This window comes from Acidimicrobiia bacterium (assembly GCA_016650365.1).
Taxonomy (GTDB): Bacteria; Actinomycetota; Acidimicrobiia; order Spongiisociales; family JAENVV01; genus JAENVV01.
Window position 1 is genome coordinate 17499 of the sequence record JAENVV010000188.1, and the last position, 20963, is coordinate 38461.

The 20963-nt window shown below is 61.1% G+C and carries 20 protein-coding genes and 1 tRNA gene; 7 read left to right on the forward strand and 14 right to left on the reverse strand.

Translation table 11 applies throughout. The annotated features are described in order from the left end of the window. Positions 1-55: 55 nt before the first annotated feature. Positions 56-1585 carry a DUF2339 domain-containing protein gene (locus tag JJE47_11405; GenBank protein MBK5268028.1) on the reverse strand — a complete coding sequence of 510 codons (1530 nt, stop codon included), beginning with the start codon at positions 1583-1585 and terminating at the stop codon, positions 56-58. 391 nt (positions 1586-1976) lie between these two features. Between JJE47_11405 and JJE47_11410 the strand changes: the two genes are divergently transcribed. Continuing rightward, a complete protein-coding gene (locus JJE47_11410; protein MBK5268029.1) occupies positions 1977-2360 on the forward strand; it encodes a hypothetical protein in 384 nt (127 codons plus the stop codon). A gap of 21 nt (positions 2361-2381) precedes the next feature. Beyond that, on the forward strand, positions 2382-3065 hold the full coding sequence (locus JJE47_11415; GenBank protein ID MBK5268030.1) for a DUF3159 domain-containing protein: 684 nt from the start codon (positions 2382-2384) through the stop codon (positions 3063-3065). 89 nt (positions 3066-3154) lie between these two features. On the opposite strand, the gene JJE47_11420 is transcribed toward JJE47_11415, so the two are convergent. Continuing rightward, positions 3155-4426 carry a serine hydroxymethyltransferase gene (locus JJE47_11420; protein ID MBK5268031.1) on the reverse strand — a complete coding sequence of 424 codons (1272 nt, stop codon included), beginning with the start codon at positions 4424-4426 and terminating at the stop codon, positions 3155-3157. 73 nt (positions 4427-4499) lie between these two features. On the opposite strand from JJE47_11420, the gene JJE47_11425 reads away from it, so the two are divergent. Together JJE47_11425 and JJE47_11430 are read left to right on the forward strand one after the other, a co-directional pair. Then, a complete protein-coding gene (locus JJE47_11425) occupies positions 4500-4973 on the forward strand; it encodes a VOC family protein (protein ID MBK5268032.1) in 474 nt (157 codons plus the stop codon). A gap of 171 nt (positions 4974-5144) precedes the next feature. Continuing rightward, positions 5145-5570, forward strand: a complete 426-nt coding sequence (locus tag JJE47_11430) for a GNAT family N-acetyltransferase (GenBank protein MBK5268033.1) — start codon at positions 5145-5147, stop codon at positions 5568-5570. Here JJE47_11430 and JJE47_11435 read toward each other — a convergent pair whose 3' ends face one another. From JJE47_11435 to lysA, 10 genes are all read right to left on the reverse strand, one after another. Beyond that, complete coding sequence (locus tag JJE47_11435) at positions 5571-6143, reverse strand: threonylcarbamoyl-AMP synthase (GenBank protein MBK5268034.1); 573 nt, start codon at positions 6141-6143, stop codon at positions 5571-5573. It abuts the gene before it with no gap. Further along, positions 6140-6946 (reverse strand): peptide chain release factor N(5)-glutamine methyltransferase, encoded by an 807-nt coding sequence (prmC, locus tag JJE47_11440; protein MBK5268035.1) that lies wholly within the window; start codon positions 6944-6946, stop codon positions 6140-6142. The genes JJE47_11435 and prmC overlap by 4 nt, the downstream gene beginning before the upstream one ends. Then, positions 6943-7479 carry a hypothetical protein gene (locus JJE47_11445; GenBank protein ID MBK5268036.1) on the reverse strand — a complete coding sequence of 179 codons (537 nt, stop codon included), beginning with the start codon at positions 7477-7479 and terminating at the stop codon, positions 6943-6945. Before JJE47_11445 ends, prmC begins: the two co-directional genes overlap by 4 nt. A 26-nt stretch (positions 7480-7505) precedes the next feature. After that, positions 7506-8585, reverse strand: coding sequence for a peptide chain release factor 1 (gene prfA / locus JJE47_11450; protein MBK5268037.1), 1080 nt, complete (start codon positions 8583-8585; stop codon positions 7506-7508). Positions 8586-8587: 2 nt separating this feature from the next. Beyond that, positions 8588-9532, reverse strand: a complete 945-nt coding sequence (locus JJE47_11455) for a DUF1385 domain-containing protein (GenBank protein ID MBK5268038.1) — start codon at positions 9530-9532, stop codon at positions 8588-8590. A 57-nt stretch (positions 9533-9589) separates the two neighbouring features. Continuing rightward, entirely contained in the window at positions 9590-9856 is a 267-nt protein-coding gene (rpmE, locus tag JJE47_11460; GenBank protein ID MBK5268039.1) for a 50S ribosomal protein L31, read from the reverse strand. Between the two features lie 79 nt (positions 9857-9935). Further along, positions 9936-11501 (reverse strand): transcription termination factor Rho, encoded by a 1566-nt coding sequence (gene rho, locus JJE47_11465; GenBank protein ID MBK5268040.1) that lies wholly within the window; start codon positions 11499-11501, stop codon positions 9936-9938. A gap of 164 nt (positions 11502-11665) precedes the next feature. After that, complete coding sequence (locus tag JJE47_11470) at positions 11666-13069, reverse strand: threonine synthase (protein ID MBK5268041.1); 1404 nt, start codon at positions 13067-13069, stop codon at positions 11666-11668. Next, positions 13062-14348 (reverse strand): homoserine dehydrogenase, encoded by a 1287-nt coding sequence (locus JJE47_11475; GenBank protein MBK5268042.1) that lies wholly within the window; start codon positions 14346-14348, stop codon positions 13062-13064. The genes JJE47_11470 and JJE47_11475 overlap by 8 nt, the downstream gene beginning before the upstream one ends. Before the next feature lie 47 nt (positions 14349-14395). Beyond that, positions 14396-15640: a diaminopimelate decarboxylase gene (gene lysA / locus JJE47_11480; GenBank protein MBK5268043.1), complete on the reverse strand. Its 1245-nt coding sequence runs from the start codon at positions 15638-15640 to the stop codon at positions 14396-14398. 145 nt (positions 15641-15785) lie between these two features. On the opposite strand from lysA, the gene JJE47_11485 reads away from it, so the two are divergent. From JJE47_11485 to JJE47_11495, 3 genes are read left to right on the forward strand one after another with little or no spacing between them, the layout of a single operon-like run. Further along, positions 15786-16088, forward strand: a complete 303-nt coding sequence (locus tag JJE47_11485) for a hypothetical protein (GenBank protein MBK5268044.1) — start codon at positions 15786-15788, stop codon at positions 16086-16088. Between the two features lie 36 nt (positions 16089-16124). Further along, entirely contained in the window at positions 16125-16370 is a 246-nt protein-coding gene (locus tag JJE47_11490) for a hypothetical protein (protein ID MBK5268045.1), read from the forward strand. After that, positions 16367-20299 carry a hypothetical protein gene (locus tag JJE47_11495; protein ID MBK5268046.1) on the forward strand — a complete coding sequence of 1311 codons (3933 nt, stop codon included), beginning with the start codon at positions 16367-16369 and terminating at the stop codon, positions 20297-20299. Before JJE47_11490 ends, JJE47_11495 begins: the two co-directional genes overlap by 4 nt. Before the next feature lie 82 nt (positions 20300-20381). Here the strand turns inward: JJE47_11495 and JJE47_11500 are convergent. Together JJE47_11500 and JJE47_11505 are read right to left on the reverse strand one after the other, a co-directional pair. Next, positions 20382-20453: transfer RNA gene (locus tag JJE47_11500), tRNA-Arg, on the reverse strand. A 31-nt stretch (positions 20454-20484) separates the two neighbouring features. Next, positions 20485-20913 (reverse strand): aminotransferase class I/II-fold pyridoxal phosphate-dependent enzyme, encoded by a 429-nt coding sequence (locus JJE47_11505; protein MBK5268047.1) that lies wholly within the window; start codon positions 20911-20913, stop codon positions 20485-20487. Between the last annotated feature and the right edge of the window lie 50 nt (positions 20914-20963).

The window sequence follows — 20963 nt, forward strand, 5'->3', positions numbered from 1 at the left end:
TAGGGCACAAGTCCTCTAGTCAGCATCGAACAATATGTGCCCCGGCGCGTAACGGTCAATCCTCGTTGGAGATCCAGAATCCGACCATCAAGAGAACCACGCCAAGGGCGAGGAACAGGGCCATCTTCCAGATCGTCTCGACGGTGGCAAGGTCGACGAGGAAGACCTTCACGAGAATTCCCGCCATGGTGCCGAGGCCGAGGCGCATGATGGTCTTGCGCTCCGCCACGCTGCCGTACACGATCAGACCGACGGCAATGGCGCTCCAGACCGCAGTGGTGAGCGCCTGGCTGTACGTCGCCAGGTCTATCAGACCAACAAGAAAGCCGGCCAGGTACACGTACCCCGCCGCGAAGTTTCTCCCGACCATGGCGTCAGAGCCGGTTTGCCGGTCTAGTGCGATTGCCACGAGTCCGATAATTCCGATGACAGCGACCCGGGCAACCGAGTCACCCGACCCGCCAAGGTCGACCAGTGTGGCGATATTGAGATACCCCGCCCCGGCCAGCGCCAGGCCACCGGCCCACTTGGGCCCTACTGCCTCTGAGTGGAAGCCGATGATGGTCACGGCAGCCGCAATCACGGTGATGGCGAGTACCGCGGCCGGACCATCGAGCAACACGGTCGAGCCAACGGTGGCCAGGGCGGCCGCAACCAGAGCGTGCGTAACCCCTAGGGCATCGTCGTCTCTCATCGAAAACGCCACCAATGCATGAAGGCCGGCGAGTCCAAAGGCCGTGGACGCCAGGACCGTTGACTCGCCTGCGTGAGCGAGGTAGGCGATGGCAAAGACGACCGGGCCAACTGCTCCTGCACCAAGGGACAAGCGATTGTCCAAAACGGTTCCTACCAACCTGGCGATCGAAGGGGCGACGAGAAAGGCAACAACGATGCCAGCCAGCATGACATCGATTTCGAGAAGAGAGGCGCCTCCCAAATCCAGCGCGGCTCGGAGGACCTCAAAACCAACGACCACGACGGCCATGACGAACGTCGTTGCATACAGGACGACCCATTCGCGGATAAGAAACAGAGCGACGGCAGCTCCGAGAATGGCGAGGAAGTAGAAGGCGTCGCCCGAGCCCTGGAGCATCCGGCCCGGCAACACCAACGGCGCAATCAACGCCCCGGCCAGGCCCGCAACTCCGAGCGATTCGGCGTCCCAGAACAATGCCAGTCCGATACCCAAAGTCGAAACGACGACCAACTGGATGAACGCCGACGATGCGGTGGTCAGTGAATACCACTCAAACGCGGCATAGCCCGTCAGGTATAGACCGGCGACGCCTCCCCCGGCCAACAACGTGCCGAAACCCCGCCGGCTCGGAACAAGTTTCGCTCCGAGCCCCAACATGGCAACGCTGGCTGCCGCACCGAGGCCAACCCGGGCGGCCGCCGTGACCCAACCAGCTTCGACGGCGTAACGAAACATGAAGACCAGGCCGAGCAGAACGAGGGCCAAGCCAACGCGAAACAGGTTCTTTCCGGTAAGGATCGTGTCCCAGAGGTCATCATTGGCAGGGCGCCTCTGTGGTGGTCGTTGTCCTGGAAGGGGTGGCGGTTGTTCGGTGACTGTCGGTGTCATGGTCGGTCTCCCTCTCGTCTACTGAGAGCATCGACCCTGACGATCCAATTGACCAGGGGTGACACCACCCATTCGAGCCGGGGGTTCCACTAGGGGTCGTTTCGAAACGACCTCGAAGCGTCGCTTGGGGGCAGCAGGATCAACGCGCCGAACCCCGGAATACCGGGGGTTCGGCGCCTGTGCGATTCCGGGAGGAGTGGGCATTCACCTGTAAGGGGTGGGACCGTACCCGGGTTCCGCACTAAGCCTCTTTGCCTGTGCTTACACTATCGCGCCGCGCTGCCAACCTGGCTAGGGACCAATGGACCATCGCAAGTCGACCATCAGCCCAACCGCAGATACCCGTATGATCTCAAGGCATGATCCTATTCGGCACGAACGTTCCTTCACGATGAGTGGTTTCATGGGTGGCTTCATCGTGGCCATCGCCGGCGCAGCCGTGGCACTGGGGGTCGTGGCCCTCGTCGGGGTTTTCCACAAAGCGATCAATGTCTATCGCGGGGCCGGGCTTCTGACAGTCCTGGCGCTCATGGCCGCGGTCGTCTGGTTCGCGTATGGGCTGGTGGCCGATCCCAACATCTCAAGCGACCCCTACCTGGGGAGCTTCCTCGGCTTGGGGGGCGCTTCCTTCGCACTCCTTACCAAGGCGAGACACTTCGTTCCGACGGCGATGCTCCCACCTCCCCCACCACCCACTCTCGGAACGGTAGAACGTGACGCTCCACCGACGAGCGGCGACCCCTTCGCCCGGCGTGAGGTCGATCCGAACGGCTGACCGCTCCGTATGCTGGTTGTGATGACACAAGAGCACCTTTGGGATGACCTGCGCTCCGATCTACGAGGCCTATTCGTCGGTGATCGCACGGTCGGGGACTCGTTCCTGGCCCCGATTGCCTTTGTGGCCGTCAACGCGTTGACGAATCTCGGCGCGGCGTCTGTCGCCGCGTTGGCCGTTGGAGGTGGCGTAGCGGCCTGGAGAGTTCGCAAGGGCCAGAAGGTGTTCTATGCCCTCGGGGGCATACCGGCGATCGGATTGGCCGCTCTTCTGGCTCTCCGGTCGGGTCGGGCCGAGAGTTTCTTCCTGCCCGGAATCGTCGGAACGGGGCTGATGGCCGTCGTGTCCATCGTGAGCATGGTCGCCCGACGCCCACTGGCGGCTTGGTCCAGTTGGGCACAACGGCGCTGGCCACTGGCGTGGTACTGGCGGCCAGATGTCAGACCCGCCTACACGGCGGTGACCGGCGTATGGGCAATCTACTTCGCAGCACGGGCGGGCCTGCAATGGTTTTTGTACGCCACCGGGCGACCCGAGGCATTGGCGGCGACCAAGGTCCTGACGTCGTGGCCAACGATCATCCCACTCCTGATGGCCACCTACGTGTACGGGAACCGACGGCTCGTCCGGTTGGGCGGCCCAACCGTCGCCGAGTTCGAGGCCGGCCTGGTTGGCCCCTTCAACGGAGGTCAACGGGGTTTTTGACCCGTTGACTCGCCCCACTCGTAACGTGACCACCGCCCGCCGGCACTCCATGCTGAATCAACCCCCTGCAGAGGTTGCCTGGCGATCGCCTATACGTGACCTGAGAAGTCGGACTCGTATGGCGTGAACTTCGAAGCCAACGCCGCCACCTCTCGCTTGACATCGGCCAGAACCACCTCGTCCTGATAGTGGTGAACGGCCCGTGAAATGAGCTGAGCCGCAGTTCGACAGTCGGCTTCCTCCATGCCCTGGGTTGTTATCGCCGGCGTCCCCATGCGAATACCTGAGGTTACGAACGGGGGCCGGGGATCGAAGGGAATCGAATTACGGTTCATCGTGATGCCGAGTTCGTTGAGCATCGTGGCGGCATGCTTACCGGTGAGATCGGGATCGACCGATCGAAGGTCCGCCAGGATGAGATGGTTATCGGTACCTCCAGAAACCACGCGAACCCCTTCGTCGATGAAGGTCTCGGCCATTGCCTTGGCGTTGGCCACCACCTGGGCGGCGTATGCCCGGAACTCAGGCTGGGCAGCCTCGTGGAAGGCCACTGCTTTGCCGGCAATCTGGTTGTACAGAGAACCACCCTGAGCACCAGGGAAGACGCCCTTGTCAATGGCCTTTCCGAACTGCTCCTTGGCCATGATCAAACCTCCCCGGGCTCCCCGGAAGGCTTTGTGGGTGGTTCCGGTCACGATGTCAGCGATCGGAACCGGGTTGGGATAGGCCTTACCGGCTATCAGGCCAATGAAATGAGCGGCATCGACCATGAAAATGGCACCGACCTCGTCGGCGATCGAACGAAACGCCTCGTAGTCGAGATGCCGTGAATAGGCCGAGTACCCGGCCAGAAGAATCTTGGGACGGCTTTCGAGGGCAATCCTTCGTACCTCATCCATATCGATGAGTTCGGTTTCGCGGTCGAGTCCGTACGAAACGAAGTTGTAATACATCCCCGAGAAGTTGACATGCGAGCCATGGGTGAGATGCCCACCCTGATCAAGAGACATTCCCATGACGGTGGCGCCCAATTCGATGAGCCCGAAGTACACGCCCATGTTTGCCTGAGCACCCGAGTGAGCCTGCACATTGACGTACTCGGCATCGAATAGATGTCGAACTCGGGCGTTGGCCAACTCCTCCATCTCGTCGATCACTTCACAACCCTCGTAGTAACGACGGCCCGGGTAACCCTCGGCGTACTTATTCGTGAACACCGAACCAGTCGCCTGCATCACCGCTCGCGATGCGAAGTTTTCAGAAGCAATCAGGTGGAGATGAGTGTTCTGGCGTTCAAGATCCTTGCGGATCAGAGCGGCCATCTCAGGGTCGACCTGTTCGAGTGGACGGTTGTCAATCATGGTCAGAACTCCACTTGGCGGCGAAACCGTGATCGTACCAGCGCCCGTCACCGTCACGGTCTAACGTCCTGGTATGGACTCGATAGGCCACCTCATCGAACGGTTCGACCATGTTGCCTACGCCGTGGAACGGATCGAGGACGCCCTCCCTCTCCTCGACATGCTCGGCGCCACGTTCTACGACGGGGCCGACCATGTACGAAACCAGTTCCGCTGGGCCCAGTTCACGCTGCCAGACGGAAGCAAAGTTGAGTACCTCGCTCCCCTCACCAACGCCAGTTTCCTGCGCCGCTTCCTTGATACTCGCGGGCCCGGTATGCACCATGTGACGCTGAAAGTGTCCGACCTCAAGCAGGCAGCAGAGCTCTGCGAAACGGCGGGCATCGCCGTCACCGGGTTCAGCGAGTCCGAGATGTGGAGCGAGCTGTTTATCCATCCAAAAAGCACCAACGGCGCCCTCATCCAGCTCGCCCAATGGGACTACTCGTACACCCTGGCCGGCTCGCTCGATCAGGTGCTTGGCGGCACCGTGATTGACGAGACGTAGCTCCGCAGCGGTTGACCATCGGCGCAGAGGCCGGTCGCCGACCCGCCAATAGGATTATCCGCAAACCGGATCGACCGCCAGACATGAGGGGTTCCTCTGGACACCCGGTCCCGGCCGGTCTCAGGCGGTCTCATGGCGCGGCGGCCAACTTTACGGACGTAGACTGGCGCCATGATCTTCGAAGCCACCTCGGTAACCGACGGACTTGTTGACGCGTTTTCAGAGCTGATACCGCAGTTGTCATCGTCGAGCCCACCCCCAACGAAGGAAGCGCTCGCCACGATCATCGCCGATCCGAATACCCACCTGTTCATCGCCGGAGACGATGGGACAATTGTGGGGTCGTTGACCCTCATCATTTTTCGCAGCCCGACCGGCGTGCGAGCTCGAATCGAAGATGTGGTTGTTGCCGAATCAGCCCGGGGCATGGGTATCGGGCGTCTGTTGACCGACGCCGCCATCGAACGAGCCCGAACCAGCGGGGCCAAGGCCATCGGTCTCACCTCTCGCCCATCGCGCGAAGCCGCCAACGGCCTTTACCAAGCGATGGGTTTCGAACGTCGAGAAACCAACGTGTATGAGCTTCGCCTGATCTGATCAGGGAGCTACCGGTCCCGGCCTTAAGACAACCGGCTCCGGACCGGTCACATCGAGAACCGTCGAAGCCAGGCCGATGACCGCCTGCCCCTTGAGATATCCTTCGATGGCCGACCCCAGCAGAACATGGGCCGATTCGTGCGAGTGACACTCCTCCGGTTGCCCACTGAGGTTCGCCGAGGTTACCGCCAGCGGGCCAGTCCTCTCGAGCAGTGTCAGGGCTACATCATGGTTGGGAACCCGCACCCCGACCGTATGCCGCACGGGATCTCCAATTCCTTCGGGGAGCAACGGGCCCGACTGACAAACCAAGGTAAGCGGTCCCGGCCAGTAGCGCTCGGTCATCTCGACCGCCCAATCGGGCATTGTCGCCCAGCCATCTAGCGCCTCAGGAACATGTGCCAGGAGACCGATTGGTTTATCGACCGGACGCCCCTTCAAAACGTAGAGGCGGTCAATGGCAAGGCGGTTGCCCGGGTCTACTCCCAGGCCATATACCGTATCGGTGGGTATCCCGATGATTGCTCCGGAAACGAGCAGCTCAACCGCTCCATCAACGGAAACGAGATTCACGATCTGTGACCTACCAGATACCGGTCCCGCCCGGTGAGGTCGCGTCGCACCTGCGCCTGAAGGCCAGGTGGTACCAGAGCCAGCGCTTCGATCGCATGTGCGGATCCGACCTCGATGAAGAACCAACCGGTCTCTGACAACCAATCGGGGAGCCCAGCGAGAAGCCGTCGGATGACGTCAAGTCCGTCGATTCCGGCAGCCAGAGCCAGGGGGGGTTCCCAGTCGGCCACTTCGGATGGCAATTCAGACATTTCGGTATCTGACACATACGGCGGATTGGCGACTAGTAGATCCACCCGGCCTCCCATTTCTTCTGGCAGCGCATCAAACAAGTCGCCGGCAAAGAACCGGACCGTGGTGCTGTTGGCCAGGGCATTATCGCGAGCGAGGCTCAGGGCAGCCTCTGAGATGTCCGAGGCGACCACCTCAGCGTCCCGATAGACCGATGCCAGGCCGATGGCCAGGGCGCCACTCCCTGTGCACAGATCGACGATAAGAGCCGGAGGCTCATCCGGAAGCGTCGAAGCCAGCTCCCACAGGTATTCCGTCTCCGGTCGCGGAATGAGCACCCGGTTGTCGACCGCAATCTCGCATAAGGCAAAGGGAATCGTCCCTTCGATGTACTGGATCGGCTCTCCAGTCAGTCGACGCCGACACAACAAAGAGTAGGCAATGGCCGTGTCATCATCGAGTGGCACTCCGATGATCACTTCGGATCGAGACCTACCCGTCACCTTCATCAGCAGTCGTTCGGCTTCGTGACGGGGCAGACGGGCGGCCGCCAGGACGTCTCTGGTAGTCATGGGGACGCCACCACACCGAGCAGAATCGTGTCCTCATTCGAAGCCCGGTAGACCGTCACCCCGCCAAACGAGTATTCAGTTTCAGCCAAGCCGAACAGCGTCCCGTTCTCACCGAACCCCAACTCGCCGAATGCAGTATCCACAGAGCTCGCGCCTGACCCTTCGGGCAGAATGAGTCCCAGAAAGGCAAGTACGGCCGCCGAGGAGCGCAACTCATCGTCGTCGCCGGAACCGGCGATCAGCGCCAACTGCACGACCGAGACCGCCTGATCCGCCACGACCGCCTCCAGCGAAATGGGAGCGTTTCCGGCCCCGGCTTCAATCCGGCCATCCAAGAGCACGGCCGGCGGGGCGCCCAGTTCCGTCTCAAGTATTTCACTCCATCCGCTGATCAATTGATCAGCGGTCAAATCCAGGGCGTTCCCGGCGGGAGGGTACATGATGGAAACCGCTCCGGCGGTCGCAGTGGGCCCGACCGACGATCGGTCAACATCGCGTTCTCCACCGGGCGTGCAAGCCACCAGTGCAATCACCAAAAGTAAAGCTGTGAGGAGTCGCATCAGTCGCCGTCGGCGAGTCGACTGGCCATCTCCTCGGTCTGTAACTGGGTGACGAACTCGTCAAGATCGCCATCGAGAATCGAGGTGAGCTGTTTGATGGTCAAGCCGATACGGTGATCGGTAACCCGGTTGTCCTTGTAGTTGTAAGTCCGGATCTTCTCAGACCGGTTCCCGGTGCCCACCTGGGAACGACGGTGCTCGGAGTATTCGGCAGCCTGTCGTTCGCGCTCGGCTTCGTAGAGGCGAGCCCGCAAAATGCGAAACGCCTTTTCCTTGTTCTGCAACTGAGACTTTTCATCTTGACATGAGACCACCACACCGGTTGGCTCGTGCGTGAGGCGCACCGCCGAATCCGTCGTGTTGACCGACTGCCCGCCCGGTCCTGAGGAACGGAAGACGTCGACCCTCACGTCGTTCATGTCCAACTCAAGTTCGACCTCTTCAGCTTCCGGAAGCACCGCAACCGTCGCGGTCGACGTGTGCACTCGCCCCTGAGATTCGGTCCGGGGGACTCGTTGCACCCGGTGCACGCCAGCCTCGTACTTGAGCTGTCCGAAGGCTCCTTTGCCTTTTACGGCAACTGAGATCTCCTTGTATCCGCCCGCTTCGGCCTCAGAAGTCGACAAGGTCTCCAGGCGGAGGTTGTGACGTTCCGCGAATCGTTGATACATCCGCATGAGGTCTCCAGCCCAGATGCCGGCTTCATCACCACCGACCCCGGCGCGAATTTCAAGGATCACGTCTTTCGTATCGTCAGGATCCTTGGGCACCAGCCCAAAACGTAACGCTTCAACGAGTCGATCTGCGGCTTGAGCTCGTTCGGCGGCCATCTTCGTAAACTCAGCTCGCATGTCCGGATCGGTCTCGAGCGCCGCCAGCTCGGTTGCATCGTCACGATCCCCGACGGCTTGCTGCCAGGCCGTAAAGTCCTCAACGATCCCTTTAAGCTCACTATGACGCCGACTGAGATCTGCATAGGCGTTCGGGTCATCATGGATGTGGGGGTCAAGCAGATCGCTCTCAACCTCGCCGAAAGTGCGCTGGATCTCTTCGAGACGAGCCAGCAGCGTCTCATCCATGCTCACTCCTCCTCATTGGCCGAGGCCGGGGTAGCCGGTCGAGGGATCGCAACGTCACCTCGGGCGAACAACGCATCGACAGAGTCCTCATCGAGGGCGGCGATCAGACTCGCCACGGCTACTTCGACCTGGCCGTCGTCCGGTTGTCCGGTCGTCAACCGCTGAAGCCACAGTCCCGGTACGGCCAGAGCCCTCCCCAGCCTGGAATCGGCCGAGAGACCTGCATAGCGGAGGATCTCATAAGACATACCGGCGATGACCGGAATGAAAATCAGGCGACTCGTTATGAGCCACCAGATGGGGCCTTTGCCGATGATCGTGAACACCGTGATCGCCAGAAGCAGCACGATCAACAGGAAGTTCGTGCCACACCGCGGATGTTCTGGCCGATACCTCTGGATATTCTCTACCGACAGCGCCTCGCCCGCTTCGTAGGCATGAATCGTCTTGTGTTCGGCACCGTGATACTGGAACACCCGCTTGATATCTTCCATCCGCCCGATAAGCCAGATGTACCCCACGAAGATCACCAGACGAATGACCCCCTCGTAGACACCGAAGAGAACTCGACTATCTCCAGCCAGCCAGTCCGCGAGTGCGGCAGGTCCGAGAATAAAAACCGCCGCGAAGAAAAGCATCGCCAGCGACATCGATCCGATCAATTGCCAGTTGGAGAGTTCTTCTTCTTCTTCACCAGCCTGCTTCTGTGCCGACCAGGTAAGGGCACGCATTCCCAACGTCACGGATTCACCGAGAACCATGACACCGCGCACAAACGGCATGCGGGCTAGACGGGAGCGTGACGACAGCCTCGGAAGCTCCTCACTTCGGGTCTCTATGGCCCCGGAAGGCAGACGAACCGCCACCGCCCATCCGCTCGGGGCGCGCATCATTACGCCCTCAATGACGGCTTGGCCCCCTACGGTTTGTTCGGGCGACGCGCCCATAGTTCCTCCATGAACAAAACCACCGCCTGCGCGGTGGTTTTGTCGGACGTTGGTGAGTTAAGCCTCTTCGGAAACTGCGGGTTCGACCGCCGGAGCCGCCGCCGGGGATCCGGCCGGCTTCCCAGCCGCTTTGGATGCTCGACGCTGAAAGCGCTCGACCCGACCACCGGTATCGACGAGTTTTTGCTTGCCGGTGAAGAACGGATGGCACTCATTGCACAATTCTGCCGTGATCGCCGGAACGGTCGAACGGGTCTTGAACTCGTTGCCACACGAGCAGTGCACGGTTGTTTCGATGTAATTGGGGTGAATTTCGGTACGCATGAGGGTTATAACTCCTTGTCTGCCTCAATTATGCCGCGCAAGTCGAAAACTGACGATTCGACCGCCACGGCAAGTCCGGTTATGAGTTCTTGGCCACCTCGGCCAGAAACTCGGCGTTCGACTTGGTGCTCTTGAGCCGGTCGATAAGCAACTCGATGGCCCCGTTTTCCAACGCCAACAAGACCCGACGGAGCTTCCAGACCTGGGCAAGTTCGTCGCGATCGAACAACAATTCTTCGCGACGGGTACCCGATGCTTCAATGTCAATCGCCGGATAGATTCGTTTGTCGGCCAGACGACGGTCGAGACGAAGCTCCATATTGCCGGTCCCTTTGAACTCCTCGAAGATAACCTCGTCCATCTTCGACCCGGTCTCGACCAGCGCCGTACCGAGAATAGTCAGGCTGCCGCCCTCTTCGATGTTGCGAGCAGCTCCGAAGAACCGCTTCGGTGGGTACAGGGCGGTCGAATCGACGCCACCAGACAAGATGCGTCCGGAGGCCGGAGTCGCGAGGTTATGTGCCCTGGCCAACCGCGTGATCGAGTCAAGCAAAATCACCACGTCCTGGCCCATCTCCACCAGCCGCTTGGCTCGCTGAATGGCCAGCTCCGACACCTGGGTATGTTCCTCGGCAGGACGGTCGAAGGTCGAGTAGATGACCTCACCCTTGACGGAGCGCTGCATATCGGTAACTTCTTCAGGGCGTTCGTCGACGAGAACCACCATCAGGTAACACTCAGGGTTGTTGGCGGTTATCGACTGGGCAATCTCCTTCAAAACAGTGGTCTTGCCGGCCTTTGGCGGAGACACGATCAATCCACGCTGACCCTTGCCGATCGGAGCGATCAGGTCGATGATGCGGGTCAGCACCTGCTGCGGCTTGCCCGCTTCTTCGAGACGGAGCCGCTCATCGGGGAAGAGAGGCGTCAGCGTGTCGAACTTGGGCCGCTTACGAGCCGTCTCGACATCCATGTCCGAGATGGACTCGATCCTGACCAGTGCCGCGAACTTTTCCTGCGAACGGGGAGGACGGACCGGACCCGCCACCATGTCGCCGCGGCGGAGGCCAAATTTTCGAACCTGACTGGCGGAGACGTACACGTCCATGTCGCCGGGCCGGTAACCCGAGCAACGCAAGAAGCCGTACCCTTCGGGGAGAATGTCGAGGAGGCCTTCGCGGATCTCCATCTCAGATTCCGGAATGTCTGGTTGATTATCGCGGGGGGTGCGACTCCGTTTGCGGTTCCGGTTCCGGTTGCGGCTTCTGTTGGAGTCGCCAGGCTGCTGATCGTCGTTGTCGTCGTCGTCACGGTCGTTATCGGCCGAGTCGTCGCCAGAGTCTTCCGAGTCTGCGTCGGTATCGCGTGAAACTGGTCTGCGCCGGGCTTGCCCGGTGGAGGATGCGGTCTTCTCAGACTTCGATTCGCCATCGGTAGCTGACGATTCACCGTTGCTGTCTACCTTGGGTGATGCGGCCGGTAGGTCAACCGGCGCGGGAGCTTCGGACGAGTCGAAATTGTCAGAGCCCAAAATGGCGTCAATGAGTTTGGCTTTTTGCAGGCCGTCGGCCCCGATGCCAATCGCGGTTGCAATCGACCGGAGGTCATTGATCGTCTTGCCCTGAAGGTCGGCTCGACTGGTCATAGTGTCCTTTCCGAAACCGTGTGTCGGTTCGAAGTGTGGGGAGGATCCTGAGCCGATTTCGACGCATCGATGGATCGAACCACAGGGACTTCTCAGAGGTGACGCAGGACTGCGTCGGCACCTACTCTAGCGCATATTTCGGAATCCACCAACCGCCGGTAGTCCTAGCGCACATCGACCACTGATCGAATGTGGGCCTCGATGAGTGCCAGGTCGGCGGGAAGCGAAACGTACCGTTCGGGAAGACCGGTTAGGGCGGCCAGGGCGGCAGGGACATCGGGAAGGCACCCGGTCGCCCGCTCCACCGTCTCGGCGAATTTGGCAGGGTGAGCGGTGGCCACCGCGACGACCGGGACATTGACACGGTCAGACCGCATCCGGGCGGCGGCAATACCGATGGCCGTGTGCGGATCGACGATGATGCCGTGGGAGCCATACAAATCACCCATGTACCCCTCGATGGCCTGATCGGACATCCATGCCGACCGGAAGAGCGATACGGCCCCCGCCATTTCTGGCGCCGGGATGATGAGAACGCCTCGCGCTCGAAAGTCGGCCATCGTCGAGGCCAATAGACGCGCATCCCGGCCCAAGATGTCAAAGAGCAGGCGCTCAAAGTTGGACGGAACGGCAATATCCATGGCTGGCGCGATCGTCGGCACCACCTCTTGAATGGACAGGGACCCGGTCGAGATCAACCGACTGACACCGTGATTGGCATTGTTTCCGATAATGATCGACTCGATCGGTATCCCCATGGCGGAAGCCACATAAGCCGAGTAGGCGTTTCCGAAATTGCCCGTGGGGACGGCTACTGAGAACGGACGTTGATCGAGTCGGAGATACGCCCAAACGTAATAGACAACCTGGGCCATGATCCGGCCGAAGTTGATCGAATTGACCGCCGACAAGTGCACCTCGGACCGGAACACCTCATCGGCGAACATGGCCTTCACGAGATCCTGGCAATCATCAAAGGTTCCTTCGACGGCCACGTTATGGACATTGGGGGCGTCGACCGTGGTCATCTGCCTGCGCTGAACCTCTGACACGCGCCCGGCCGGGTGCAAAATAACGACATCGACTGCGGCTCGATTGGCCAGGGCTGCGATTGCTGCGGACCCCGTATCGCCCGAGGTAGCCCCCACAATCGTGAGTCGCTCCCCTCGCCTCTCAAGCAAGGCATCGAGCATCTGGCCAAGCAACTGCAGCGCGAAGTCTTTGAACGAAAAGGTCGGCCCCCAGAAGAGTTCGAGCAAATACAACCCATCCCCCAGATCGGTCAGTGGAGCTATGTCCGGGTGGTGAAAACTCCCATAGGCGGCGGCGCTGAGCGCCCGGATCTCCTCGGGGCTGAACGTGTCCCCAACGAAGCGAGCCACCACGGCCGCGCAGACATCCGGATAATCAGCCCCGGCGAGATGTGCCAGGTCCTCCGACGAAAGCATCGGCCAGATGGATGGAATGTACAGTCCGCCATCGGGAGCGAGACCTCCCAGTAGCGCATCTTCAAATGAGGCGTCAACTACTCCGCCGCGCGTTGACAGATAGCCGGGTCGCTCAAGCATCATCCGAGTACACGCGAATCGCCGCGGCTACCTGTGAGACACCTTCATAGTTCGCCAGATCATCGAGCGCGGCTCGCATTTCTCGTTCAGGAGCGGCGTGGGTCACAATGAGCAGCGTCGCATCATCACCACGGCCTTCCTGCCATACCGACCCGATACTGACCCCATGCTGACCAAACATGCCGGCAACGGTTGCCAAGACCCCAGGGCTGTCATCCACTTCAAGGCGCAGGTACCAGCTGGTCGATACCTCGGCGAAGTCCACCAGTCGGGACGGTTGAAACTGGACCTTGGGGGTGGCCGCCGTCCCGGCCAGGAGTTCACGACCGGCATCAATCATGTCTCCGAGGACCGCCGTGGCGGTTGGCTCGCCACCCGCGCCGGGACCCGAGAACATAAGTTGACCGATGGCCGGACCTTCCAAGAAGATGGCGTTTTGTGCGCCGCGAACCGAAGCCAGGGGATGACCCTCGTCGACCAGCGTGGCGTGCACGCGCACACATACACCGCGCTCGGTCGCCTGCCCGATGGCGAGCAGTTTGACGACGTAGCCAAGTTGACGGGCGTAGGCAATATCGCTGGCGCCAAGTGTCTCGATACCATCCCGATATACCTGGTCACCGGCCACCCAGGTTCCGAAGGCGAGACTGGCGAGAATGGCGGCCTTGGCCGCCGCATCTCCGCCACCGACATCGGCGGTCGGATCGGCCTCGGCAAAACCGAGCGCTTGAGCCTCAGCCAGGGCGTCGGCATAATCCATTCCGGCTTCGGTCATGTTGGTCAGGATGTAATTCGTGGTGCCATTTACGATGCCAAGAACCGTGGTGATCTTCTCGCCGGCCAGTGACTGTGACAGAGGTCGGATGATCGGGATCCCCCCACCCACGGCCGCCTCGAAAAGCAGTGAGACGCCTGCCTTTTCTGCGACCTTCAACAATTCGAATCCTCTGGCAGCCATAAGTTCTTTGTTGGCGGTTACCACCGGCTTGCCGGCGGCCAGTGCACGTTCGACGAGGGTTCCGGCCGGTTCGAGCCCCCCCATGAGTTCAACCACCAATTGCACAGCCGGATCGTCGACTACTCGCTGAAGGTCATCGGTCAGCAGGCCGGAATCCGACGCGAACGGGCGGGGTTTCGTGAGGTTCCGCACACCCACGTGACGGAGGTCGAAAGAGATGCCCGATTTCAAGGCGATAACTTCGTGCTCTTCAAGCAGCCGTCGGGTAAGCGAACCCCCCACGGTTCCGCCACCCAGAATTCCTACACCAATCGTGGACATGTTTCTCCTTGAACGTCCGGCACAATAGTCGTCCGGGCCGAAAACTCTTACCTGACCAAATCGTCGAGTGTCTCGCCAGGAACGGCTACCCGCGCCTGGCCATCCGCAACGAATATGACCGGCCGGCGAGGGAGCATGTTGTAGCGACTGGCCATCGCGTGGGCATAGGCTCCCGTGGCCGGCATCACGAGAAGGTCACCCGGCACGGTGTCCCCTGGAAGCAGCATTTCACCCAGCCGATCGCTGGTTTCACAGTGCCGTCCAACCACCCGGAAGGGCGTGTCGTGTGGGCTATCTGCGCGAGTGATCGACCGCATCTCGTACCGGGCATCGTAGAGGGCGGGACGAGGATTGTCCGAGATTCCACCATCGACAGCCAGGAAGGGTCGCTCGCTTCCCTTTCGAGACATGGCCCGATACAAGGTCACACCCGCGTTCGCAATGACGGACCGACCGGGTTCGATCATCAGGCGAAGGTTGACATGTTCGCCAACGGCGGCAGTAAGAACCCTGGCGTAACGTTCAATTGGAATAACCGGATCGTCGTCGACATAGGGAACACCAAATCCGCCCCCGACATCCACGTCGATCACCTTGCCTGTAAACCGGTCGCGGCGTGTTTCGGCGAACGCCATGACCTGATCGAGGGCCATCCGATGTATCTGCGGATCACGTAGTTGTGAGCCGATGTGAATGTGAAGACCGTGCAGGGTTATTCCGTGCCCCGCCACCGCTCCGAGGCGGGCAATCGCCTCATCGGCCTGATGTTCACTCATACCGAATTGTGCTTCAGAGCCGGTGGTACGGATCTTGGGGTGAGTGTCGGCCCCGAGTTCGATGTTGAGACGCAGCATGGTTCTGACCGGGCGACCGGCGGCAATCTCAATGAGCCGGGACATTTCGGCCGGGTCATCGATCACGATGCGCCCAACGCCGGCAACGATGGCTTGCTCGAGCTCGGCGTCGGTCTTTACGTTGCCATGAACCACAATTCGACCCGGGTCAATCCCGCCCGCCAGAGCCGTCGCCAGTTCCCCACCGGACACAACATCAACCCACCAGCCGGCCGCGGCGAGTAGCTCAGCCATCGCAACACAGAAGAACGCCTTGGCGGCGTAAGCGGTGACCGTGTCACTCCCGAAGGCGCGCTGAAACGCCGCCAACCGATCAACGACATGGCGCTCATCGACGACGTACAGCGGGGTTCCGTAGGTGTCTGCCAGATCGGACAGGGAGCACCCGCCCAGGGCACGACCTTCCCAGTTCATCGGCAACACGTCTACGAGACCCATGTGTTCTCCCTTTCTCGGTATGCAGAGTAGCCGACCCACGGTGCACAATGAACTATTGCAAACTATCTTGACACACTGTTATATATCGTTATTGTCACCAGAACAGCGACTTCCGAGCCGGAAGCGACCACCAGGAGATGTGTGTATGGCACAGACGATCTACAACCCTGAGTACATGGCATCCTTGCGCAGCCAGGTTGGCACCACCCGAAACACGATGGAACAAACGTTTCAGGATCTGCGATCCCTTTACGAGGGACACGGCGGGCTGTGGCAAGACGCCGAGGCGAACGGACCGTGCGCCACTTTCGGGCAGTTGGTCGCCGACTTCCAGACGGTGATGACGACCTTTCTCGCCAATCTGGACACCACCTCGGGCAACGTCCAGGGATACGAAGAAGCCATGTTGAACGTCTCCCAGACCTTCAATTTCACCTCAGGCACCTAACGATGATCGACGGGGAGACCAGCGGTCTATCGAACGATGCCAAACCGGGACACCCTCATACTGGCGAAGAACCGACTCGTGATGCTGCGCGGCGACCTGGCAGCGATCGAAGCCGATGTAGTCAGCTATCGCAATGTCGTTCCGAATGCGATCGACGCCCCGGTGACCGCCGGCCTCCAAAATGAGGCGTGGGCGTGGAAACTGGTGATCGAACGGGCCTCCTCTGCGCTCTCGTACTGGATCGCGGACATCCAAACGGAGATCGATGAGCTTCAGCCATGACGGTGCGGACCAAATCGATTCCGGGAACCAGAGCGGTCATCTGTGTCCTCGACGACGGCCAGGCATCCGACCTGAATCTGACGTTCGGCCCGGCCTCCACGGTCGGTCACCTTGCACAGAACATTGCCGCCGTCTTATCTGGACAGTGGGGACCTCACCTCTGGATCGACGGGGTTCGCTTCGAGTCCGATCGGCTCCTGGCTGATTTACCGATCACCGACGGGATCACCGTCTCATCGACCGAACCAGCCTCCCATCCTCCTGCCATCGGCCAACTGGTGGCAGTGGCAGGCTCCGACGCAGGTCGCACCATCCGTCTGGCCGAGGGTCGTTACCCGCCAGGGTCCGTATTGAACCAACGCCTCGATGTGGCGGGTGAACGAATACGGATTGGAGACTCCGCCCCGATTCCCTTTGGGTCGTCGGTCACAGACCCAACCACGGTGTGGCGGTACGAACCGATCGCCTCGCCAAGCGCGGCGACCCAGGGACCCTTCAACCGCCCGCCCCGCCGGCTTCCGCCCCCGTCTACGGCCCCACCTGCCCTCCCCCGGCGAGAAGTGTCAGCCAGGGCGCAGACCGTGCTGCGCTGGACAATGATCGTCGGTCCGTTGGCTCTCGGGGCAGCGATGACCGTTATCTTGAAACGACCAGCGTTTGCCATCTTTATGATGCTCGGGCCGGTCATGGCGACAATGAACTGGATCGAGTCACGACGAATAGGGCGAAAAACGGATCGGTTAGCCGATGCCGCCTACCGGGCAGCCGTCTCGTCAACCAGCAAGAAACTTCGGACCTGGCTCGCCTCGACTCAGACGGCGGCTCTCAATCAGCATCCCGACCTTCCATCCGTGTTGAGTTGGCCCGCCCTTCGGCACCCGCGACTCTGGGAACGGCGACCCCACCACTGTGACTTCGGTCAGGTCATGGTGGGATACGCACCGTTCCACAACCGGCTAATCGGCGGCGAACCAGTCGACCCACGCTTCTTCGAACTGCTGGCCAGGGACCTCCAGGCCACCACGATGCCGATCGTCGTCGATCTCAGCCCCGGTCGGGTCGTCGGAATCGTCGGCCCCGCCGAACAGGTCGGGGCCTCGGCAATGGCCATCATTGCCCAACTGGCAATTCATCATGGCCCCGCCGATCTCGCCATCAGGGTGGCTTCAGCACCGTCCCGGGTTCCCCATTGGGCCTGGACAGCCCTCCTCCCCCACACTCAGATCGACCCGGACCAGACGGCGGTTGCGGTAACCCGGGAGGCGGTCGAAGCGCTACTCACCACGTCCGAGCCAACCTTGGTCGTGATCGATGGTTCGTATGAACCGATGCTCTCTGGACTCGTTCGGGAGTTCGCCGCGTCCGACGGGAGCATCCTCGTCACGGCCGGCAACGCTGACGAATTACCGGCCGCCGTTGATCAAATCGTCCGGGTCGCCAATCCCACCGTCACGGTCACCGATCTGGCAAGTGGATCGGTTGTCGCAGGGAGCGGACTATTCGTCCACAACGAAGTGTGCGTCGATGCCGCCCGGTCACTTCTAGGCATCACCGATCCTGAGTTGGCGACCAACGGAACGATTCCCCCGGCGGTCGCCCTGGTCGATCTCCTCGGACCAGACGGCATCGACGAAACCACCGTGATCAATCGGTGGCGTCAAAGCTCTGATCGGATCTCGGCTCCGATCGGCATTTCATCGACCGGGGTCATCGAGATCGACCTGGTCCGCGACGGACCGCACGGCCTGCTCGCCGGCACGACCGGTGCGGGAAAGAGCGAACTTCTCCGTACCCTGGTCGCCTCTTTGGCCGCCAGTGTCGACCCGGAACGTTTGAATTTCGTTCTCATCGATTACAAGGGCGGGAGCGCGTTCGACGCCTGCGCCGACCTGCCCCATGTGGTCGGCGTCGTCACCGATCTTGACGATCAGCTGGCCGCCAGAGCCATGACCTGCCTGGAGGCCGAGCTCGGCTTTCGCGAACGGGTATTGCGTCAAGCCGGTGCCAGCGATCTGTCTGGCTATGAGGCCGCGGCAGATCAGCCACCCCTGCCTCGCCTCTACCTGGTCGTCGATGAGTTCGCGGCGATGGCAGGTGACCTACCGGAGTTCATCGATGCTCTCGTTGATATCGCTGCCCGAGGTAGATCGCTGGGAGTTCACTTGATGCTGGCCACCCAGCGCCCCGCCGGGGTGGTCAAGGATACGATTCGAGCCAATACGAATCTGCGGATCGCACTGCGAGTCCAAACCGTCGCCGACTCGCGCGACGTGCTCGACGACGGCATCGCCGCCCTGATTCCCCGTTCTGTCCCCGGTCGGGGATATGTGCGATTCGGGCCGTCGGAACTGACCGACTTCCAAACCGCTCTGGTAACTTGCTCATCGTCGGACCAGGCCCCTGCGAGGTTGGATCTGCACCCGATTGGATTGCCACGTCGTCCGGACGTCGGTGGCGAGGACGGCGCCGGCACCACCGATCTGGAGCGACTTGTGGCAGCCGTCCAGGCGGCGTCCCACCAAACCCAGATGAATCCTCCCCGCACTCCCTGGCCACCAGCCCTCCCTGAGTCGCTCGCACTCTCCTCGCTCATGGCTGACTCAGGCGCGTTCGGACTGATCGACGAACCAGGGGAACAACGCCAACGACCCTTCATCTGGGAGCGCTCAAAGGGCCATCTAGCGCTCTACGGCATGCCGGGAACCGGTCCCGAGCGAGCCGCGGAGAGTGCCGTCGCGTCCGCCTGCTCCATACCAGAGGACCTCCAGGTATTCGTGCTGAGGTTCGGAAACCATCGATACGATTCACTCGCCAACATATCCGGGATCACACCCGTCATCGAACCGGACGACTTCGAGCGACAGGCGCGCTTGATCCGGAATCTCGGGGCCGAACTCAGGCGGCGCAACAGATCAGCCTCCAGCCCCGAATCGGCCATCATTGTCGTCATTGACGATATCGGAGCCTGCCTAAGGAGCTTCGAACCGTTCCACCTGGCCCCGCTTCTTGAGACCCTCACCGAGATCCTCACGAGGGGCTACACCGCCAGGATTCACGTCATCGCCACCGCCTTCTCGGCGGGAGCCATCCGCACCAGGGCGGCGATTGGGTTTACCACGCGGCTGGCGTTCAGCTTCGCCGACCGTTCCCACCATGCCGGACTCGGCATCCGCGGCCGGTATCCGCAAACGCTCGGTTTTGGTCGCGGGATCGATGTGTCATCCGAGCTCATGGTCCAGGTCGCAACCGACCACTCCGGATTGCAGTTTCCTGCCCGGGCGATCGTTTCCCCGATTCGAATCATGCCACGGATCGTCGAAGACCTCCCCACCTCCGCCCAGACCGTCACCCGCCCATGGCACATCCCCCTCGGGATCGGAGAGCGCCTTTTAACCGAGATCGGAGTTGATCTCGACGTCGGCGATCACCTGCTGGTCGCTGGACCGGTCCGTTCCGGCAAGAGCACCACCCTGGCCCTCATCGCCGGCCAGGTCTACTCGGCCAACCCGCAAGTTCATCTCGTGGCGGTGACCCCCCGACGGTCCTCACTCGGCGATGCGGCACGATTTGAACATATCGTTGACGACCCGGCGGCTGTGCCAGAGTTGGGTCGGGCCCTGGTGTCAGCCAACCGGTCGATCCTGATACTGGTTGACGATGCTGAACTCGTAGAAGGACTTGAAGACGTACTCAAAACGCGCCAGCCGAACGTAACAATGGTGGCAGCGATTCGCTCAACCGAAGCCACCCGTCTGTATGCACACTGGACTCGACGAATACGGGATTCGGGCAACGTGTTGCTCCTCGGAACGGACCACGGCGACCAGCTCGGTTTGAGCGTTCCCAGGTTCCTGACCAACCCACCCGCCGGACGTGGATTTCTCTGCACCCACGGCTCGGTGGAGGCAATCCAGGTGGCCAGAGGCTAGGTGCGGTCATGGGCATCAGTTGGCCAATACCCCGACCGACGAAACCGGAGAAGGCCGATCGACCGTGCAGGATCCAGACGCGTGCCCCCGGCAGGATTCGAACCTGCGCACCCGGCTCCGGAGGCCGGTGCTCTATCCCCTGAGCTACGAGGGCGTCGGGGGCAGTGTATCAGCCGCCACCGGTTTCAGATCTGGCTCCTTTGGCCCACCCATTCGACGATCCGACCCATGGCCTCGCCTATATCGGCCGTAGATTCAGCGTCTGAAATCCGAATGTGACGATCGCCGTCGGTTCCATCGAAGTCCAATCCGGGTGTTACAGCCACGGAGATGTCACGCAGCCACCGTGCCGACAGTTCGGTGCTGGTCAGGTTCAGTGATTCAATATTGACCCAGGCGTGAAAAGCCCCGTCCGCGGGGGCGACGTCGGTAAGACCGGCTTCGGCCAGTCCGGCAAGCACGATCTGGCGATTCCGAGCGTATCGTCTGACGTTGTCCTCCAACTCGTCGGTTGCATCGAACGCGGCGATGGCAGCATGCTGGGAGAGAACCGGTGGACAGATAAACAGATTCTGGGCGAGTCGGGTGATCGGTTCAACCATTTCGGGAGGCATGACCATCCATCCCAGTCGCCAGACGCACCCAGTTCCAACCTTTGAAAAAC

Coding starts and splice junctions, on each gene's coding strand:
- JJE47_11405 (MBK5268028.1), bottom strand. CDS start 1,585: ATGACACCGACAGTCACCGAACAACCGCCACCCCTTCCAGGACAACGA.
- JJE47_11410 (MBK5268029.1), top strand. CDS start 1,977: ATGAGTGGTTTCATGGGTGGCTTCATCGTGGCCATCGCCGGCGCAGCC.
- JJE47_11415 (MBK5268030.1), top strand. CDS start 2,382: ATGACACAAGAGCACCTTTGGGATGACCTGCGCTCCGATCTACGAGGC.
- JJE47_11420 (MBK5268031.1), bottom strand. CDS start 4,426: ATGATTGACAACCGTCCACTCGAACAGGTCGACCCTGAGATGGCCGCT.
- JJE47_11425 (MBK5268032.1), top strand. CDS start 4,500: ATGGACTCGATAGGCCACCTCATCGAACGGTTCGACCATGTTGCCTAC.
- JJE47_11430 (MBK5268033.1), top strand. CDS start 5,145: ATGATCTTCGAAGCCACCTCGGTAACCGACGGACTTGTTGACGCGTTT.
- prmC (MBK5268035.1), bottom strand. CDS start 6,946: ATGACTACCAGAGACGTCCTGGCGGCCGCCCGTCTGCCCCGTCACGAA.
- prfA (MBK5268037.1), bottom strand. CDS start 8,585: ATGGATGAGACGCTGCTGGCTCGTCTCGAAGAGATCCAGCGCACTTTC.
- JJE47_11455 (MBK5268038.1), bottom strand. CDS start 9,532: ATGGGCGCGTCGCCCGAACAAACCGTAGGGGGCCAAGCCGTCATTGAG.
- rpmE (MBK5268039.1), bottom strand. CDS start 9,856: ATGCGTACCGAAATTCACCCCAATTACATCGAAACAACCGTGCACTGC.
- rho (MBK5268040.1), bottom strand. CDS start 11,501: ATGACCAGTCGAGCCGACCTTCAGGGCAAGACGATCAATGACCTCCGG.
- JJE47_11470 (MBK5268041.1), bottom strand. CDS start 13,069: ATGCTTGAGCGACCCGGCTATCTGTCAACGCGCGGCGGAGTAGTTGAC.
- JJE47_11475 (MBK5268042.1), bottom strand. CDS start 14,348: ATGTCCACGATTGGTGTAGGAATTCTGGGTGGCGGAACCGTGGGGGGT.
- lysA (MBK5268043.1), bottom strand. CDS start 15,640: ATGGGTCTCGTAGACGTGTTGCCGATGAACTGGGAAGGTCGTGCCCTG.
- JJE47_11485 (MBK5268044.1), top strand. CDS start 15,786: ATGGCACAGACGATCTACAACCCTGAGTACATGGCATCCTTGCGCAGC.
- JJE47_11490 (MBK5268045.1), top strand. CDS start 16,125: ATGCCAAACCGGGACACCCTCATACTGGCGAAGAACCGACTCGTGATG.
- JJE47_11495 (MBK5268046.1), top strand. CDS start 16,367: ATGACGGTGCGGACCAAATCGATTCCGGGAACCAGAGCGGTCATCTGT.
- JJE47_11505 (MBK5268047.1), bottom strand. CDS start 20,913: ATGCCTCCCGAAATGGTTGAACCGATCACCCGACTCGCCCAGAATCTG.